Below are 18,522 nucleotides of genomic sequence, written 5' to 3'. Positions count from 1 at the left end.
TGAATTATGTTAGAAAACATTATAAAATTCAGCTTAAAAAATAAGCTAATCGTTATACTTTTCACCGTCTTTATTACTGGTTTTGGAATTTACTCCCTAACCCAGATTCCCATTGGAGCGGTACCAGATATAACCAACAATCAAGTGCAGGTGATAACCACCTCGCGAAACTTATCTACTCAAGATGTAGAACAATTTATTACCTATCCTGTAGAGCTGGAAATGGCCAATTTGCCGGGTGTTGACGAAATTCGTTCGGTTTCTAAATTTGGTCTGTCGGTTGTGACCATCGTTTTTAATGACGATATGGGCACCTATTTACCAAGACAGTTAATTGCCGAAAAAATAAAATCGGCTTCGGAAAAAATTCCCGAAGGCTTTGGCACTCCCGAAATGGGACCCATTACGACCGGTTTGGGAGAAATTCATCAATATATTTTAGATGTTAAACCCGAATATAAAGATCAATATTCCACAGCCGATTTACGTACCATTCAAGACTGGGTCGTAAAACGACAACTTTCCGGAATTCCTGGTGTCGTAGAAATTAACACTTGGGGGGGCTACTTAAAACAGTACGAAGTTGCCATTAATCCGGAAAAGTTAAAAGCCATGAATATCAGTTATCTTGATATTTTCAATGCTTTAGAAAAAAACAACAGTATTGCCGGTGGTGGTTATATCGAAAAAACCAATAAAGCCTATTTTATTCGTGGGGAAGGCTTAATCAATTCAATTTCTGATATTGAAAACATTGTGGTAAAAAATGAAGGTGTCCCCATTTACATAAAGAATGTAGCCAACGTTGGTTTTGGAAGTGCAACACGATTTGGAGCGATTACCGGAAACGGTGAAGGCGAAAAAGTACTTGGTCAGGTCATGATGCTTAAAAACGGGAACTCCAAACAAGTTATTGATGCTGTAAAAGAACGCATTACTTCCATTCAAAGCTCCTTGCCCGAAGGCGTTTACATCAATGAGTTTTTAGAACGTAGTGAACTTATTGGAAAAACCACCTTTACCATTTCCGAAAATTTAATCTTAGGGTCGCTCATCGTTATTTTTGTGGTGGTTTTACTGCTCGGAAATTTACGATCGGGGTTAGTGGTTGCATCCGTAATTCCGTTGTGTTTACTGTTCGCCATTTCATTGATGAATCTTTTCGGTATTGATGCTAATTTAATGAGTTTAGGAGCCATTGACTTCGGAATCATTATAGATGGAGCTGTTATTATTGTCGAATTTATAGCTTTTCAAATTACTAGTCAGAGTGTAAAAATCAATGCGCTTTCCAAAGGTGAACAACAAGCTAAAATAGACCATATTACACAAAAAAGTGCCTCAAAAATGATGAATTCTGCCATTTTCGGGCAATTAATCATTCTTATTGTGTTTATCCCCATTTTATCACTTAGCGGTGTGGAAGGCAAAATGTTTAAACCTATGGCACTTACCTTTAGCTTTGCTTTAGTCGGTGCCATGCTATTATGTTTAACCTATGTGCCTGTCATCTCTTCTTTGTTTTTGAAACCTGTAAAACAGAGTGACAAAAACATATCGGTTAGACTTATGAATCGTTTAAACACGTTTTACAACCCCACCATCCACTGGGCTTTACAAAACAAAACGTTAGTCGTTTCTCTTTCAAGCGTTCTTTTAGCTGTTAGCATCTGGATTTTCACCAGTATGGGTGGTGAATTTGTACCAACCTTAGACGAGGGCGATTTCGTGATTCAACCGGTATTAAAAACCGGAACTTCTCTTGGTAAAACTATTGAAATTACCACTAAAATAGAAAGGACATTACTGGATAATTTCCCTGAAGTCGATCAGGTGGTTAGCCGAATTGGTGCCGCCGAAGTTCCTACCGATCCCATGAGTATGGAAGAAAGTGATGTGATTATTAAACTGAAACCTAAAGACCAATGGGTATCTGCTGAAAATAAAGACGAACTTGCCGATAAGTTTAAAGAAGCACTGAAAATTATTCCCGGTATGGAAGTGGAATTTACGCAACCTATTGAAATGCGCTTCAACGAGCTCATTACTGGAGTAAGAGCCGATGTTGCCATTAAAATTTTTGGTGAAGATTTGTCGGTGTTGGCCAGCAAAGCCAACGAAATTAAATCACTAATTAATAATGTTGAAGGTGCCTCAGATATTATTATTGAAAAAGTAGAAGGACTTCCTCAGATGACCGTGAATTTCAAACGCAGTAAAATTGCTCGTTACGGATTGAATATTGCCGATGTTAATCAAATTATCACCATGGGATTTGCCGGTGCTACAGTTGGAAATATTTTTGAAGGTGAAAAACGTTTCGACTTGGTCATTAGGTTAGATAAAAACAAACGTACCAATATTGAAAACCTTCAGAATTTATACATCGACACACCTACTGGAGCTAAAATTCCATTAAGCGAGTTGGCTGAAGTGAAATATACCACCGGCCCCGCAAAAATCTCTAGAGACAATACCCAACGTAGAATCGTAATTGGAATAAATGTTAGAAACCGTGACTTGCAATCGGTAGTTAATGATGTTAAGCATATTATCGATACAAAAGTAAAACTTCCTGTAGGATACCGCGTTACTTATGGTGGCCAGTTTGAAAATTTACAAAGTGCCAAAGACCGTTTATTAGTGGCAGTTCCAGTTGCTCTAATTCTAATTTTCATCATGCTACACTTCGCATTTGGCTCTCTAAAAGAAGCCGCTATGGTATATTCTGCTATTCCGCTTTCGGCTGTTGGTGGCATCGTCTTGTTATGGCTACGCGGTATGCCGTTTAGTATATCGGCAGGTATCGGTTTTATTGCATTATTTGGTATCGCAGTACTAAATGGTATTGTACTAATCGAACATTTTAAAGAACTTAAAGAACTTGGTGTACTTGATATTGAAGAACGCATAAAACGAGGAACTTCAGAACGTTTAAGACCAGTTTTATTAACCGCTTCTGCAGCAGCATTAGGGTTCCTGCCTATGGCTATTTCTACCAACGCAGGTGCCGAAGTTCAGCGTCCGTTAGCCACAGTGGTAATTGGCGGATTGATTACAGCAACCGTTTTAACTTTAATTGTATTACCTGTGCTATATGCCTGGTTTGAAGAAAAGAAAGATATAAAACCCAACAAAAAAGCAATTACTGCCATTATTATTGTGCTGCTTAGTTTTAATATCAATGCCCAAAATGGTGGTTTAAGTATAGAAGAAACTATTAATCTGGCAATAGAACATAATGCAGGATTGAAAGCCAGCGCCTTAAAAACCGATGAAAGCAAAGCACTTATAGGAAGTGCTTTCAATTTCGATAAAACACAGCTTTTTTACAATTACGATGAAAATAACATGGCAGTAAACGGCATCCCCTTAAAGGTCTTTGGTGTGAGTCAAGATTTTAAATTTCCGACCTTATATTTTGCCGATAAAAAAGTGAACAAAGCGAAATACGAGCTTCAAAACACTGATTATAACATACAACTAGAAACACTTAAACGCGATGTTTCTCTGGCATACTATCAATTGTGTTATGCGCAAAATAAGGCAGAATCTTACCGCTTTCTGGATAGCCTGTATCAAAACTTTTCTAAAGCAGCAGAACGTCGTTTTGAACTTGGTGAAACTAATTATCTGGAAATGATTAGTGCCCGATCGAAACAAAAACAATTGGAAACCCAATACAAGCAATCTCTTCTTCAAGTTGCTGCGGCTAAAGAACAGCTTAAAAAAGTGGTTCAAACCGATACCTTACCTGAAATTAGTTCGAACTTTGAAAAACTGGAACTGGAAAGCATTTCTATTGAAGACAATGTCGGATTAGGCTTTTACGAGCACTATAACGATTATTATAAAGCCTTAAATCAGCAGGAGAAACAAAATCTACTCCCCGATTTAAGCGTGGAGTATTTTCAGGGCTCTAACAGTTCGTTAAATGACAATCTTATTGGTTACAAATTCGGAATTAAAATTCCTTTGTTGTTTAGCGGAAATGCTTCTAAAATTAAAGCTAGCAAATTAGCACGTGAAGCTTCGATAGCCGAACAAAATAATTACAAAGTGAAATTAAAATCAGTGCACCAAAAATTATTGGCTGAATTAGAACAGTACAATGAAGCCATCAACTATTACGAAAATGAAGGTAAGGCACTTTCAGACGAAATTATAAAAACGGCCAATCGCAATTTTAAAGAAGGTGAAATCGATTTCTTTCAATACATACAAAGCATTGAAACCACAACCGATATTCAATTGAATTATCTCGATAATTTAAATTTTTATAACCAAACCATCATCACCATCAATCATCTTATCATAAAATAAAAGATCATGAAATACATACATATAATCATCGCGCTGTTTACGATAATGGCATGTAAAAATTCAGAAAATAACATGACACCTGTTGCTGAAGAACATATGAGAGAAGATATTGTTGTTACCCAGCAACAATTTGAAACCGAACAGATGCAATTAGGGAAGTTGGAAGCGCACACCTTTAATAGAAACATTGTTACCAGTGGTGTCATTGATGTACCACCGCATAACAGAGCCACAATTAGTAGTTTTGTAGATGGTTATATTACTAAAACGCCACTTTTAATTGGTGACCAAGTAAAAAAAGGTCAACATTTAGTGAGTTTGGAAAATCCGGAGTTTATTGAAATTCAGCAACGTTACTTAGAAATTGCCGAGCAACTTAATTACTTAAAATCAGAATTCAACAGACAACGAACCCTATTTGATGAAAATATAACTTCAGAGAAAAACTTTTTAAAAGCCCAAAGCACCTATAAAAGTGTATTAGCAGAATACAACGGATTAAACAAAAAACTGAAGATGCTCAACATAAATCCGGAGTCTGTTCTACAAGGGCAATTTACATCAAGCATCAACATCTATTCTCCAATAAATGGCTATGTAACTAAGGTTGAAGTGAGCAATGGCATTCACGTATCTCCCTCCGATATGATTATGGAAATTATCGACACCGACCATATTCACTTGGAATTATCGGTGTTTGAAAAAGATGTATTACGACTTAAAAAAGGTCAAAAAATAACATTTAAAATCCCTGAAGCATCTAACCAAAATTTTGATGCCGAAGTTCATCTTGTCGGCACAACTATTGACGAAAAAAACCGATTTGTAAAAGTGCATGCACATATTTTAGATGAATCTCAGGCTAACTTTATTGTGGGTATGTTTGTAGAAGCCAATATTATTAGCGGAGCTGAAGATAAACCAGCCTTACCTAAAGATGCTCTTATTGAATACGAAGGTGCCATGTATGCTCTAGTCTTAGAAGACAAAAACAATGGAAATTATACTTTTGAAAAAGTTAAAATCAACTTAGGGCAACAAAATGAAACCTATGCCGAAATTTTAAATGCTAATGATTTGACGAATAAAACCGTTTTAACACAAGGTGGTTACATGCTTCTGGCCGAGGAAGGTGGCGGGCATGACCATTAGTAAAAAATAAATATAAGGAGGTTTGTATTCTTCAGTTTGTAACAAATTTTCACTTTTAACAACTAATAAACGATTCTTAAAAAAGTTAAAAATGAAAGAACATCGCATTATTAAACTAAGTACCATGTGGTCTACTGAAACACTAAGAGCAGACACTGAAAGATTAGTTAATGAAAAAGTTAGAGATGGTTACGAAATTATAACCGTTGCTTTTGGAGTTAACATGTGGTGGATGCCAACCTCTTATATCACCATTAAAAAGTAAAATTTAAAATTTTACTTTATCTAGTTTTTCAAAAACCGAAAGTATTGCTTTAACAGTATTTCCATAGAAATCCGGCTGAATATTCTCGTAATCGTCAGTAGGTTCATGGTAATCTTCATGGTCTTCAACACCAAAATACAAAAAAGGAATTCCTTTTTTAAAGAATGAACCATGATCGGAAGCATGAGTCCAGTCGTCACGCCAGTTTCCTTCATCATGACCTGTTTTCAATTTAAAACCTTCTTTCGATTTTATACTAAAAATAATAGGCTTTAAAAATTTAAAATGACCGGTTCCAACAGCGTAAAGCTCGTTTTTATCACTTCGGCTAATCATATCCATATTGATATTAAAAACGATTTGGTTCATCCCTACTTTTGAATGTTCAACAAAATATTTAGATCCCTGAAGTCCTAATTCTTCAGCATCAAAAGCTGCTAAAATCACCGAATATTGCGGGGGATGGTTTTTAAGATATTCAGCAAAACTAAACAACGCACTCACTCCGGAAGCATTATCATCGGCACCATTATAAATTACTCCGTTCTTTATGCCCTCATGATCGTAATGCGCACTAACAACAATATATTTATTAGGGAATTTAGTTCCTTTTATGAGCCCTAACACATTAGCGCCTTCGTAATAAACATCATCTTCTGTAAACGAAAATGGCTGCTCAAAAGTCTTCAATAACGGATGAATATCGAACTTATGGAACTCATTAATAATATACTTTCGGGCTTTTATTCCGCCACGGGTTCCTGTTCTTCGACCTTCGAAAGCGTCTGAGGAAAGATTTTCTAAATTCTTAAGTAAGGCATCTTCTGAAAAAGGCTGATCATACACCTGACTTTTCGTTTGGGAAAAGCCATTAGTAAAAGACAAAAAACAAATTATGAGCAGGCAGAACAGTTTATTCATCACATTAATTTAACCTGTTAAAGCTACACAAAAAAACCCAAGTCTAAGCCTGGGTTTTCATTAATATGTTGAATTAACAATTCTTAGAATTGCGCTTTCATTAATTCTCTGTTCATTCTTGCGATGTTATCTAATGAAATACCTTTAGGACATTCAATCTCACAAGCTCCAGTATTGGTACAGTTACCAAAACCTTCTAAGTCCATTTGAGCAACCATGTTGCGTACACGGTCAGCAGCCTCCACCTGACCTTGTGGTAATAACGCATATTGAGAAACTTTAGCGCCGACGAATAACATAGCACTAGAGTTTTTACACGTTGCCACACAAGCTCCACAACCAATACAGGTTGCAGCATCCATAGCCTCATCAGCAGCATGCTTAGAAATTGGAATAGCATTCGCATCTTGAGTATTACCTGAAGTGTTTACAGAAATATAACCTCCGGCATGTTGAATACGGTCGAAGGCAGTGCGGTCTACCACTAAATCTTTAATTACTGGGAATGCAGCTGCTCTGAATGGCTCGATAGTAATAGTATCACCATCTTTAAACATACGCATGTGTAATTGACAAGTAGTTACCCCTCTGTCCGGTCCGTGAGCTTCACCGTTAATATACATAGAACACATTCCACAAATACCTTCACGACAATCGTGATCGAAAGCCACTGGCTCTTCTCCTGCATTGATAAGTTGTTCGTTCAAAACATCCATCATTTCTAAAAAAGACATATGTTCTGAAATATCAGTAACTTTATAATCGACCATTTGACCCTTTGCATTTGAGTCTTTTTGTCTCCAAATTTTAAGTGTTAAATTCATAATGTCTATTTTATTTGTACGAACGTTGTTTTAGTTCTATATCCTTAAATTCTAATTCTTCTTTGTGTAAAACAGCATCGGCAGGCTCACCTTTGTATTCCCAGGCAGCAACATAAGCGTACTCTTTATCGTTACGCTTCGCTTCTCCTTTTTGCTCACCATCTAACTCTACAGATTCTTCTCTAAAGTGACCACCACAAGACTCATTTCTGTTTAATGCATCTTTAGCAAATAACTCACCTAACTCAAGGAAATCTGCAACACGTGCTGCTTTTTCTAACTCAGGATTCATCTCGTTCGCATTTCCTGGTACTTTTACGTTTTTCCAGAAATCTTCACGTAAAGCTTTAATTTCAGCCATTGCTTCTTTTAAGCCTTGCTCGTTACGTGACATTCCACACTTATCCCACATGATTTTACCTAATTTCTTGTGGTAATAATCTACTGAGTGCTGTCCTTTATTGTTAATAAAGAAATCGATCATGTCTTTAACACTTTTCTCAGCCTCATCAAACTCCGGAGTATCCGTTGGAATTTTTCCGGTTCTAATATCATTAGCTAGGTAATCACCAATCGTATAAGGTAATACGAAATATCCATCGGCTAAACCTTGCATTAATGCAGAAGCTCCAAGACGGTTCGCTCCGTGATCAGAGAAGTTTGCTTCACCAATACAATATAAGCCATCAACCGTAGTCATTAAGTTGTAATCTACCCAAATACCACCCATGGTGTAGTGTGTTGCCGGGTAAATCATCATAGGCGTTTTGTATGGATCTTCGTCAACGATTTTCTCATACATCTGGAATAAGTTTCCGTACTTAGCCTCAACAACACTTTTACCTAAATCATAGATTTTTTGAGCTGAAGGATTTTCAATATTCTGAATCTTAGCCTGCTCTTTTCCGTAACGCTCAATTGCTGAAGCGAAATCTAAGTAAACTGCTTCTCCTGTTGAATTCACACCATAACCAGCATCACAACGCTCCTTAGCTGCACGAGACGCCACATCACGAGGTACTAAATTACCAAATGCCGGATAACGACGCTCTAAGTAGTAATCTCTTTCGTCTTCCGACAAATCGGTTGGTTTTTTACGACCTTCACGAATCGCTAAAACATCTTCCATGTTTTTAGGCACCCAGATACGACCATCGTTACGTAAAGACTCAGACATTAATGTTAATTTAGACTGATAATCTCCCGAACGCGGAATACATGTTGGGTGAATTTGCGTGTAACAAGGATTTGCGAAATACGCGCCTTTTTTATGTATTTTCCAGGCTGCCGTTGCGTTAGACCCCATAGCGTTAGTAGATAAGAAATATACATTTCCGTATCCACCTGAGGCGATAACCACAGCATGTGCTGAATGTCTTTCAATTTCTCCGGTTACTAAGTTACGAGCAATAATTCCTCGGGCTTTACCATCAATTTTCACAACGTCTAACATTTCATGACGGTTGTACATGGTAATTTTTCCACGAGCAATTTGACGGTTCATTGCCGAATATGCTCCTAAGAGTAACTGCTGACCAGTTTGTCCCTTCGCATAGAACGTACGAGATACTAATACCCCACCAAAAGAACGGTTATCTAATAATCCACCATAATCACGGGCGAAAGGCACCCCTTGCGCCACACACTGGTCGATAATATTTGCTGAAACTTCTGCTAAACGATACACGTTAGCCTCACGAGAACGGTAATCTCCTCCTTTTACAGTATCGTAAAATAAACGGTAAGTCGAGTCTCCATCCCCTTGATAGTTTTTCGCCGCATTAATACCACCTTGGGCTGCGATAGAGTGAGCTCTACGAGGCGAGTCCTGGTAACAAAATGCTTTAACGTTGTATCCTAATTCTGCTAACGTTGCTGCTGCAGAACCACCTGCTAAACCAGTACCAACAACAATAACATCAATGTGACGTTTGTTCGCCGGGTTAACCAGGTTGATATGATTTTTATAATCTGTCCATTTATCTTTTAATGGACCTTTTGGTACTTTAGAATCTAATGCCATATTATCTAAGATTAATGGATATGATTAAAATGATGATATAACGCTATAATTATAAACCCTGCAGGGATAATAATTGAATACGCTTTACCAATGTTTTGTAATGTTTTCTTTCTTCCAGCTGTAGCTCCCATAGATTGGAATGCCGATGTAAAGCCGTGCAACAAGTGTAATGCTAAAAACACAAAAGCTACGATGTAAGCTGCTACTCTTGCCGGATTAACAAATTTCTCCTGTAATTCATGGAAATATCTGTAACCTTCTACACCTTCATGAACACCAGACCAATCGCCCTGAATGTACTTTGTATTAATTTCCGGAAACCAGAAATCGATAAAGTGAAGCAAGATAAAAGCTAAAATAACCAATCCGCTATAAATCATGTTTCTACTAACCCAAGTTGAGTTTGCAGCTCCATTATTTTTAGCATAGGCTACTCCTTTTGCTTTTTTGTTTTTAATTTCTAAAATGAATCCCATAATAAAATGGAATACCACACCAAAAATTAAAACTGGTTGCATTACAAACTGAATCAACCAATTTGTACCCATAAAGTGCGATACTTCATTGAAAATATCACCACTAAAAACAGATAAAAGGTTAATTGCAAAATGTTGTAATAAGAAAATCATTAGGAAGAAAGCCGATAGCGCCATCGCTACTTTTCTTCCAATCGAAGATTTAAAAAATCCGCTCATTATTTTGAAGTTAGTTTATATCTAGATGCAAATGTAGTGAGCATGCCCATTTTAGACAAACTTTACCCCCGGTTTTATTAAGTATTTAGAATGGTTTTAAAGAAGCAAATACGTAGCTAATTATCATTAAAACCCTTTAATAATCAATACTTTCAAAAGTAACACCATTAAATTCTAAGTATTTCCTTTAACAAATCTTTAGTATTCGCTTTATCGGAATTATACTATTCAACTAAAAATTCAGCAAAACAATAATGTAATCGATTACTTTGAAATGACTTTAGTCAACTTAAAACCAACCACCTATTACACCCTCCTAACCTCTCCTAAATACCTTATTACCAATTATAACATTTATTAACATTTGATTTTTTTACTTTTGTGTCATTCACAAAATCTAATATTCTATAACATGAAATATCATCCAATAGACAACGCGCTATTTATTCACAACAGAAAGAATTTTACAGCACAAATGAAACCAAATAGTTTGGCTGTTTTCAATTCTAACGATATTTACCCTATTGGTGCCGACAGTACGATGCCATTTCAACAGGACCGCAATATTTTCTACTTAAGCGGCGTAGATCAGGAATCGAGTATTTTATTATTATTCCCGGACTGTCCAAATCCGAAACACCGTGAAATCTTATTCTTAACTGAGACCAACGAACATATTGCAATCTGGGAAGGTGCTAAACTTGATAAAGAACAGGCCTTTCAAACTTCTGGTATTAAAACCGTTTACTGGTTGCAGGATTTCAACAAAATCTTTAAAGAAGTCATGTCGCAATGCGATACGGTTTACATAAATACTAACGAACACTACCGCTCTAATGTCGAAACGCAAACGCGTGAAGACCGTTTTAACAAATGGCTAAAAGAAACTTATCCTGCTCATAGTGTAGCAAAAAGCAACCCCATTTTACAACGTCTACGATCTGTTAAACATCAGATTGAAATCGACCTGATTCAAAATGCTTGTAATATTACAGAAAAAGCATTTCGTCGTGTTTTAGGGTTTGTAAAACCAGGTGTTTGGGAATATGAAATTGAAGCTGAAATGGCTCACGAATTTTTACGTAACCGTTCAAAAGGTTTCGCATACACGCCAATTATTGCTGCTGGAAATAATGCCAATGTATTACACTATGTTGAAAACAACCAGCAATGTAAAGACGGAGATTTAATTTTATTTGATACCGCTGCCGAGTACGCTAATTATGCCAGTGATTTAAGTAGAACCATTCCGGTTTCAGGACGTTTTAACGATAGACAAAAAGCCGTTTACAATGCAGTGTTACGTGTTAAAAACGAAGCTACCAAATTACTAGTTCCTGGAACACTCTGGGGTGAATATCATGTTGAAGTTGGCAAAATGATGACTTCAGAATTACTAGGTTTAGGCCTTTTAGACAAAGCCGATGTACAAAACGAAAACCCAGACTGGCCAGCATACAAAAAATACTTTATGCACGGTACGTCTCACCATATGGGATTAGACACGCACGACTACGGTATTTTAACAGAACCAATGCAAGCGAATATGGTATTTACTGTTGAGCCTGGAATTTATATTCCTGATGAAGGTTTCGGAATTCGTTTAGAAGATGATGTTGTCGTTCAGGAAAAAGGAGAACCATTAAACCTAATGGCAAACATTCCGATTGAAGTAGAAGAAATTGAAGATTTAATGAATAGTTAATTCAACAATACAGGAGGACGCACATCGAGATCGGCTCAAAAGCTTAAAATAAAAATCTGATTTCGGTGTAAGTTCAAACTTAAGAATTATTCAAATCTCGATTGTCGAGAAAAGAAAGGGTCGTTTTGCAACGACCCTTTTTAACAATACTAAAATTATAATTTACAGAGTGACTAATTCAAATAAATAATCGTTTAGCTTGCTAAGAGTTTTTATTTTATCATTCGAGTTGATTAACAACGAAATATTATTGTTACTTCCTCCGTATGAAATCATTCTAATTTTTACATCCTGTAAAATCTGGAACAATTTATAGGTATCATGATGATTCACTACCGAGTGCCCTACTAAACATACGATACTTTGATTCGTATCGACTTCGATAGTTGCAATTTTTTCTAATTCAACTAAAATTTTATCTAAGTTTTTATCATCATCTATCGTTAATGATACAGCTACCTCAGAAGTAGTAATCATATCGATTGATGTTTTGTAAACTTCAAAAATTTCAAATACTTTCTTTAAGAAACCGTGCGCATTTAACATGCGTGCCGATTTAATTTTAATGGCCGTAATACCGTCTTTCGCAGCAATAGCTTTAATACCCACTTCAGAATGGTTATCGTTAATTAACGTACCGTGTGCTTCTGGGTTCATGGTATTTTTTAAACGTACCGGAATATTATCTTCCCTTACAGGTGTTACGGTTTGTGGGTGTAAAATTTTTGCTCCGAAATATGCTAACTCAGCAGCCTCATCAAACGATAAGTTTGAAATTGGCCTCGTGTTTTCAACATACCTAGGGTCGTTGTTATGCATTCCATCAATATCGGTCCAGATTTGAACTTCTTCAGCTTTAATAGCCGCTCCAATAATGGTTGCCGTATAATCACTTCCACCACGTTGTAAATTTGAAACAACACCTTCGTGATCTAAACAAATAAAGCCTTGAGTGATGTAAATCTGAGCCTCTTCAGCATTCTCAAAAACCGTTTTTAAATGCGCTTTGATATAATTTAAATCCGGATCTTTCTCTTCATTAATACGCATAAAGCTTAAAGCTGGAAGTAACGTTGAACTTACCCCTTCTTGCTTCAAATAGGCATTTACCATATACGTTGATAAAATTTCCCCTTGTGATAAAATTTCATTTTCTAATGCTTTGGTAAACGACTTAGCAGTGGCTTCTATTAATAAATTGAACACACCTGCCACATAAGCCTGGACATCAACATTTAATTCAGCATTCGTATTTAACAGGTTATTTACAACAACTTTATACGTTTCATGAAGGGCATTAACTTTATTAGCTGCTTCAGCTGTATTACCTTCTTCAATATCCTTGGCAACAGACACTAAATGATTTGTTGTACCCGACATTGCGGATAGTACAACTATTTTTTTATCTCCATCATTAATAATGTTTTTCACATTACTAATACTCTCAACCGACCCCACTGAAGTCCCTCCAAATTTTAATACTTTCATATTAATGAATACTTAAATGTATTTAGTGTTCAACGCTGATATCTACAATTTCCAAATACCGAAAATTCATATTATCAGCTTCATTCTCATTATTTTGGGTGCTAAACTATAACTCCTTTCTATAAAAAAGATATTTATTAAAAAATATGTTTACTTTTGCACATATTGTTAAATAATTAACATGAAAACTGTATCAAACTGTGTTGAAGACATTTTAATAACACAACCTTATTTAGAAGAAGCGCTTTCAAGAAACATTATAAACTTTAGTGCCTTAGCGATTGAATTAACCGAACCTATTAGCAAAATGCTGAAGAAAGATGTTAAGCCAGGTGCGATTATGATGGCCTTAAGACGCTACAATCCACCCACAACTTTAACCAACTCGGTTAAAATGAAAAAGGTGATGCAGAATTTGGGTGATATTACCGTGCGCTCTAACCTAACCGACTTTACAGTTAAAAATTCAGACACCATTATTGATAACCACGGCAAAATTCTGGAACGCATCAATCAGGAACCAAAATTATTTTACACCTTCACACGTGGTATTCACGAAAGCAACCTCATTGTTTCCAGCAGTTTGGATGGTTTTGTTAAAGAATGCCTGAGCAACGAAACGTTTTTGGCTTCACAAAGTGGTTTATCGGCTATTTGCGTAAACCTTCCCGAAGACAACTCGAAAATTGCCGGATTGTATTATCACTTTTTTAAACGTTTAGCCTGGGAGGGTATTGTTCTTTATGAAGTCATCTCAACCACCAACGAGTTTACTATTCTCGTTGAAGACGAATTTGTAGATAAAGCCTTTGCCGCCATAAAAAAAGTTAAAGCTTAAAAGGTTTAGATAATTTTATGAATTTAATATACAAAAACACCTCCATCGCGTATACTGATACTGGGAAAGGAAGCGTCGTTGTTTTACTGCATGGCTTTTTGGAAAACAAGAGCATGTGGAAACCTTTCCTTCCGGAATTTTCTAAACAACACCGTATTATCTGCATAGACTTATTGGGACATGGTGACACCGGATGCTTAGGCTATGTACACATCATGGAATTGATGGCAGAAACTGTAGAAGCCGTTCTAAAAGATTTAAATATTACAAAAGCCACACTTATTGGGCACTCCATGGGAGGCTATGTTGCTTTGGCTTTCGCCGAAAAATATCCTGAAATGGTCAATGGTATTTGTTTAATGAATTCTACAGCTCTAGCTGACAACCCAGAACGTAAATTGGGAAGAGACCGCGCCATAGAAGCCGTTAAACAAAACCACAAAACGTTTATAAGAATTGCTATCAATAATTTATTCCGACCAAAAAATCGAGAAATCTTCTCCGAAAAGATTAAAGAGATAGTTGAAAATGCATTGAAAACGCCTTTGCAAGGTATTATTGCCGCTTTGGAAGGCATGAAAATAAGACCTGATCGGGACCACATTTTAGACGATCATGAATTTGACAAACTCATGATTGTAAGCAAAAAAGATCCGGTTTTAGATTATAAAAACGTCATCAATCAGACTAAAGGACGCCATGTAAAACTTGTAGAATTACCCGATGGACACATGAGTCATATTGAAAATATGAAAGAATTTTCAACTACAATTATGCATTTCATCGAAAATTTATAACGTTTTGACGATGTATTGTTTTTTTTAACTATGTTTATTCCAACAAATTAACCTCAAAAACCATGAAAACAACTACTAACAAAACCGCATTTATACCGAAAATGTATTGTAGTCTTTTCGGTCATAACTTCAAAGTAACGAAACAAGTCACCTACCACGTTAAAGAATACACCTGTTCGCATTGCAAAAAGCAGTTAACCACTAACAGCAATGGCAACTTAATTGAACTGACTCCGAAATTCAAGGAAATCAATGCTATTTTAGAGCGTATTCATCATTCCAGAATGGAACGTATACAACGAAAAGCAATTACATCCTCTGTATATTAACCTTTAGTTTGCTTTTAATAAACGAATAGATTTAGGGTTAAAAAACACTAAACAAACCTCACTATTGCCTTATTCCTTATGAATAGGCAATTACAGAAATTACTCTGAAAAATTCTTCCAGCCCTGAGCTTTAATAGGAATTTTAGTATCAGCTCTAGTCACTAAATGCATTCCGGCGCTTTCTTCGGTCATGTAACCAATTACTGTTAAATGCGGGTTCGCTTTAATTTTAGGGTAATCCTCCTGAGCAATCGTCATTAACAATTCGTAATCCTCACCTCCATTTAACGCTACCGTTGTACTGTCAATATTAAACTCTTCACAGGTTGAAATCACTTGCGGGTCTAAAGGAATTTTTTCCTCATACAAATCGCAACCTACGTTACTTTGGGTACAAATATGGATGATTTCAGAAGATAACCCATCACTAATATCAATCATTGCTGTTGGTGTCACCTCTAAATCGGCTAGCAATTTCACGATATCTTTTCTCGCCTCTGGCTTTAACTGACGCTCAATTAAGTAGGTATACTGATCTAAATCTGGTTGATTATTCGGATTCACTTTAAACACCTCTTTTTCACGCTCCAACACCTGAAGTCCCATATAAGCAGCGCCTAAATCTCCACTAACCACTAACAAATCGTTAGGTTTTGCCCCACTTCTATAGACCGCATTATCGACTTCACCCAAGGCCGTTACTGAAATTAAAAGTCCTTTATTAGAAGACGTCGTATCACCTCCAACCACATCAATATTGTAAATTTTTGCAGCCGTTTCTATTCCTGCATAAATTTCTTCCAAAGCCTCTAACGGAAAACGATTAGACACTGCAATAGACACAGTAATTTGTGTTGCCGTTGCATTCATGGCATACACATCAGATAGATTCACAATCACCGACTTATACCCTAAATGCTTTAAAGGCATATAACTCAAATCGAAATGCACGCCTTCAACCAGCAAATCGGTAGTTACTACAACTTGTTTCTTAAAACCAAGCACTGCCGCATCATCGCCTATACCTTTTATGGTCGATTTATGATTGATTACAAAATTCTTAGTTAAGTGGTCTATTAGTCCAAATTCTCCTAAGGCACTTAAATCTGTACGCTGCTGGTTTTTATCTTCTATCATGCTGCAAAAATAAGAAGCTTATTTAGATTATTGAATACCTAACGGCTAATAAAAATTCAAATTATTAACCTAATAACTAAAATTATACAACAAACACTTGATTTTTCAAACAATAAGAAAAACCTATTAAACTATATACGAATATAATGTTAGGCTCTATGGTATTCCGCGACTTATATTGTATATTTGCAGTCAATTTTGACAATATATATTTTTATATAGATAATTATGATAAAAGTTTCTGAAACAGCTAAGAAAAAAGTTGTCGAGCTTATGCAAGAAGATGGCTTTAACCCTACAACCGATTATATACGCGTTGGGGTAAAAAGTGGTGGTTGTTCTGGGCTATCTTACGATTTAAAGTTTGATAAAGAAAAAGCAGATGACGATAAGGTTTTTGAAGACAATGGAGTTCAAATTATTGTGGACAAAAAAAGCTTTTTATACCTAATAGGAACGACTCTAGAATATTCTGGAGGACTAAACGGTACCGGATTTGTGTTTAACAACCCGAATGCCAACAGAACCTGTGGTTGCGGTGAATCTTTTTCACTTTAAATCTATAATTGAAGACTGATGAGTAAATATACTGAAGACGATTTAAGAGAAGAACTTAAGACTAAAGAATACGAATACGGATTTTACACTGACATAGAATCTGAAACTTTTCCTGTTGGTTTAAACGAAGATATTGTACGTGCTATTTCTTTAAAAAAAGAAGAGCCGGAATGGATGACTGAGTGGCGTATAGAAGCCTTTCGCATATGGCAAGGTATGACTGAGCCGGAATGGGCCAACGTACGTTATGAAAAACCAGATTTTCAAGCGATTTCGTATTATTCAGCACCAAATAAAAAACCTAAATACGATAGTATAGACGAAGTTGATCCTGAATTATTGGCTACGTTCGCAAAATTAGGCATCTCATTAGATGAGCAAAAAAAATTAGCCGGTGTGGCTATGGATGTCGTTGTCGATTCTGTATCGGTAGCAACAACATTCAAAAAGACTTTAGCTGAACAGGGTATTATTTTCTGCTCAATTTCTGAAGCCATTAAAGAACATCCGGAACTAGTAAAAAAATATATCGGAACTGTAGTTCCTAAAACCGACAACTTCTACGCGGCCTTAAATAGTGCTGTATTTAGTGATGGAAGCTTCTGTTACATTCCCAAAGGTGTGAGATGCCCGATGGAATTATCAACGTATTTCCGTATCAACCAGGCCGGAACCGGTCAATTTGAAAGAACATTGGTTATTGCAGACCAAGGAAGTTACGTAAGTTACCTTGAAGGTTGTACAGCACCAAGTCGTGATGAAAACCAATTACACGCCGCTGTGGTAGAGCTAATCGCTTTAGACAACGCCGAGATTAAATACAGTACCGTACAAAACTGGTTCCCTGGAAACGCCGAAGGTAAAGGTGGGGTTTACAACTTTGTAACCAAACGTGGTTTATGTGAAACTAACGCTAAAATCTCTTGGACACAGGTAGAAACTGGAAGTGCTGTAACATGGAAATATCCTTCTTGTGTATTAAAAGGCGATAATTCGGTTGGTGAGTTTTACTCAATCGCCGTAACAAACAATTACCAGCAAGCCGATACTGGCACGAAAATGATTCATCTTGGTAAAAACACAAAATCTACCATTATTTCTAAAGGTATTTCGGCAGGTAAATCACAAAACTCTTACCGTGGATTAGTACAAATTGCAAGTCGTGCCGAAAACGCACGTAACTTCTCGCAATGTGATAGTTTACTAATGGGTAACGAGTGTGGCGCGCATACCTTCCCTTATATTGAAGCTAAAAATAAAACGGCTCAAATCGAGCACGAGGCTACAACCAGTAAAATTGGTGAAGACCAGATTTTCTACTGTAACCAACGTGGTATCGATACCGAAAAAGCCATCGCGCTTATCGTAAACGGATTCAGTAAAGAGGTACTTAATAAGTTACCTATGGAATTCGCCGTTGAAGCTCAAAAATTATTAGAAATAAGCTTAGAAGGAAGCGTTGGATAA

The 18,522-nt window shown here is 36.5% G+C and carries 15 protein-coding genes; 9 read left to right on the top strand and 6 right to left on the bottom strand.

Translation table 11 applies throughout. The annotated features are described in order from the left end of the window. Positions 1 to 6: 6 nt before the first annotated feature. The 3 genes from ICJ84_RS01135 to ICJ84_RS01125 all read left to right on the top strand — a co-directional run bounded on the left by ICJ84_RS01135 (position 7) and on the right by ICJ84_RS01125 (position 5,740). On the top strand, positions 7 to 4,323 hold the full coding sequence (locus ICJ84_RS01135; RefSeq protein WP_188214524.1) for a CusA/CzcA family heavy metal efflux RND transporter: 4,317 nt from the start codon (positions 7 to 9) through the stop codon (positions 4,321 to 4,323). A 6-nt stretch (positions 4,324 to 4,329) separates the two neighbouring features. Beyond that, entirely contained in the window at positions 4,330 to 5,475 is a 1,146-nt protein-coding gene (locus tag ICJ84_RS01130) for an efflux RND transporter periplasmic adaptor subunit (RefSeq protein WP_188214523.1), read from the top strand. A 91-nt stretch (positions 5,476 to 5,566) separates the two neighbouring features. Next, complete coding sequence (locus tag ICJ84_RS01125) at positions 5,567 to 5,740, top strand: hypothetical protein (protein WP_188214522.1); 174 nt, start codon at positions 5,567 to 5,569, stop codon at positions 5,738 to 5,740. Positions 5,741 to 5,743: 3 nt separating this feature from the next. Here the strand turns inward: ICJ84_RS01125 and ICJ84_RS01120 are convergent, their stop codons facing one another. The 4 genes from ICJ84_RS01120 to ICJ84_RS01105 form a co-directional block, all read right to left on the bottom strand. After that, complete coding sequence (locus tag ICJ84_RS01120; protein WP_241748656.1) at positions 5,744 to 6,625, bottom strand: M28 family peptidase; 882 nt, start codon at positions 6,623 to 6,625, stop codon at positions 5,744 to 5,746. Positions 6,626 to 6,744: 119 nt separating this feature from the next. Continuing rightward, positions 6,745 to 7,485 carry a succinate dehydrogenase/fumarate reductase iron-sulfur subunit gene (locus ICJ84_RS01115; protein WP_188214520.1) on the bottom strand — a complete coding sequence of 247 codons (741 nt, stop codon included), beginning with the start codon at positions 7,483 to 7,485 and terminating at the stop codon, positions 6,745 to 6,747. A 10-nt stretch (positions 7,486 to 7,495) separates the two neighbouring features. Then, the gene (locus tag ICJ84_RS01110) at positions 7,496 to 9,508 is read right to left on the bottom strand and encodes a fumarate reductase/succinate dehydrogenase flavoprotein subunit (protein WP_188214519.1); all 2,013 of its coding nucleotides are present in this window, start codon (positions 9,506 to 9,508) and stop codon (positions 7,496 to 7,498) included. A gap of 11 nt (positions 9,509 to 9,519) precedes the next feature. Next, positions 9,520 to 10,203, bottom strand: a complete 684-nt coding sequence (locus ICJ84_RS01105) for a succinate dehydrogenase cytochrome b subunit (protein ID WP_188214518.1) — start codon at positions 10,201 to 10,203, stop codon at positions 9,520 to 9,522. Between the two features lie 412 nt (positions 10,204 to 10,615). Here ICJ84_RS01105 and ICJ84_RS01100 point away from each other — a divergent pair, with 412 nt between their 5' ends. Further along, on the top strand, positions 10,616 to 11,908 hold the full coding sequence (locus ICJ84_RS01100; protein ID WP_188214517.1) for an aminopeptidase P family protein: 1,293 nt from the start codon (positions 10,616 to 10,618) through the stop codon (positions 11,906 to 11,908). A gap of 162 nt (positions 11,909 to 12,070) precedes the next feature. Here the strand turns inward: ICJ84_RS01100 and ICJ84_RS01095 are convergent, their stop codons facing one another. Next, entirely contained in the window at positions 12,071 to 13,396 is a 1,326-nt protein-coding gene (locus ICJ84_RS01095) for an aspartate kinase (protein ID WP_188214516.1), read from the bottom strand. 181 nt (positions 13,397 to 13,577) lie between these two features. On the opposite strand from ICJ84_RS01095, the gene ICJ84_RS01090 reads away from it, so the two are divergent. The 3 genes from ICJ84_RS01090 to ICJ84_RS01080 all read left to right on the top strand — a co-directional run bounded on the left by ICJ84_RS01090 (position 13,578) and on the right by ICJ84_RS01080 (position 15,360). Beyond that, positions 13,578 to 14,234, top strand: coding sequence for a hypothetical protein (locus tag ICJ84_RS01090; RefSeq protein WP_188214515.1), 657 nt, complete (start codon positions 13,578 to 13,580; stop codon positions 14,232 to 14,234). 17 nt (positions 14,235 to 14,251) lie between these two features. Continuing rightward, complete coding sequence (locus ICJ84_RS01085) at positions 14,252 to 15,031, top strand: alpha/beta fold hydrolase (RefSeq protein WP_188214514.1); 780 nt, start codon at positions 14,252 to 14,254, stop codon at positions 15,029 to 15,031. Between the two features lie 62 nt (positions 15,032 to 15,093). Further along, positions 15,094 to 15,360: a hypothetical protein gene (locus tag ICJ84_RS01080; protein ID WP_188214513.1), complete on the top strand. Its 267-nt coding sequence runs from the start codon at positions 15,094 to 15,096 to the stop codon at positions 15,358 to 15,360. A gap of 99 nt (positions 15,361 to 15,459) precedes the next feature. Here the strand turns inward: ICJ84_RS01080 and thiL are convergent, their stop codons facing one another. After that, positions 15,460 to 16,497 (bottom strand): thiamine-phosphate kinase, encoded by a 1,038-nt coding sequence (thiL, locus tag ICJ84_RS01075; protein WP_188214512.1) that lies wholly within the window; start codon positions 16,495 to 16,497, stop codon positions 15,460 to 15,462. A gap of 228 nt (positions 16,498 to 16,725) precedes the next feature. On the opposite strand from thiL, the gene ICJ84_RS01070 reads away from it, so the two are divergent. Both ICJ84_RS01070 and sufB read left to right on the top strand, forming a co-directional pair. Further along, complete coding sequence (locus tag ICJ84_RS01070; RefSeq protein WP_188214511.1) at positions 16,726 to 17,055, top strand: HesB/IscA family protein; 330 nt, start codon at positions 16,726 to 16,728, stop codon at positions 17,053 to 17,055. Between the two features lie 18 nt (positions 17,056 to 17,073). Further along, positions 17,074 to 18,522, top strand: coding sequence for a Fe-S cluster assembly protein SufB (gene sufB, locus ICJ84_RS01065; RefSeq protein WP_188214510.1), 1,449 nt, complete (start codon positions 17,074 to 17,076; stop codon positions 18,520 to 18,522).

Source organism: Aestuariibaculum suncheonense, assembly GCF_014596935.1.
GTDB lineage: Bacteria > Bacteroidota > Bacteroidia > Flavobacteriales > Flavobacteriaceae > Aestuariibaculum > Aestuariibaculum suncheonense.
The sequence above is the reverse complement of the archived record's forward strand: the minus strand, read 5'-3'. Positions and strand labels throughout refer to the sequence as shown.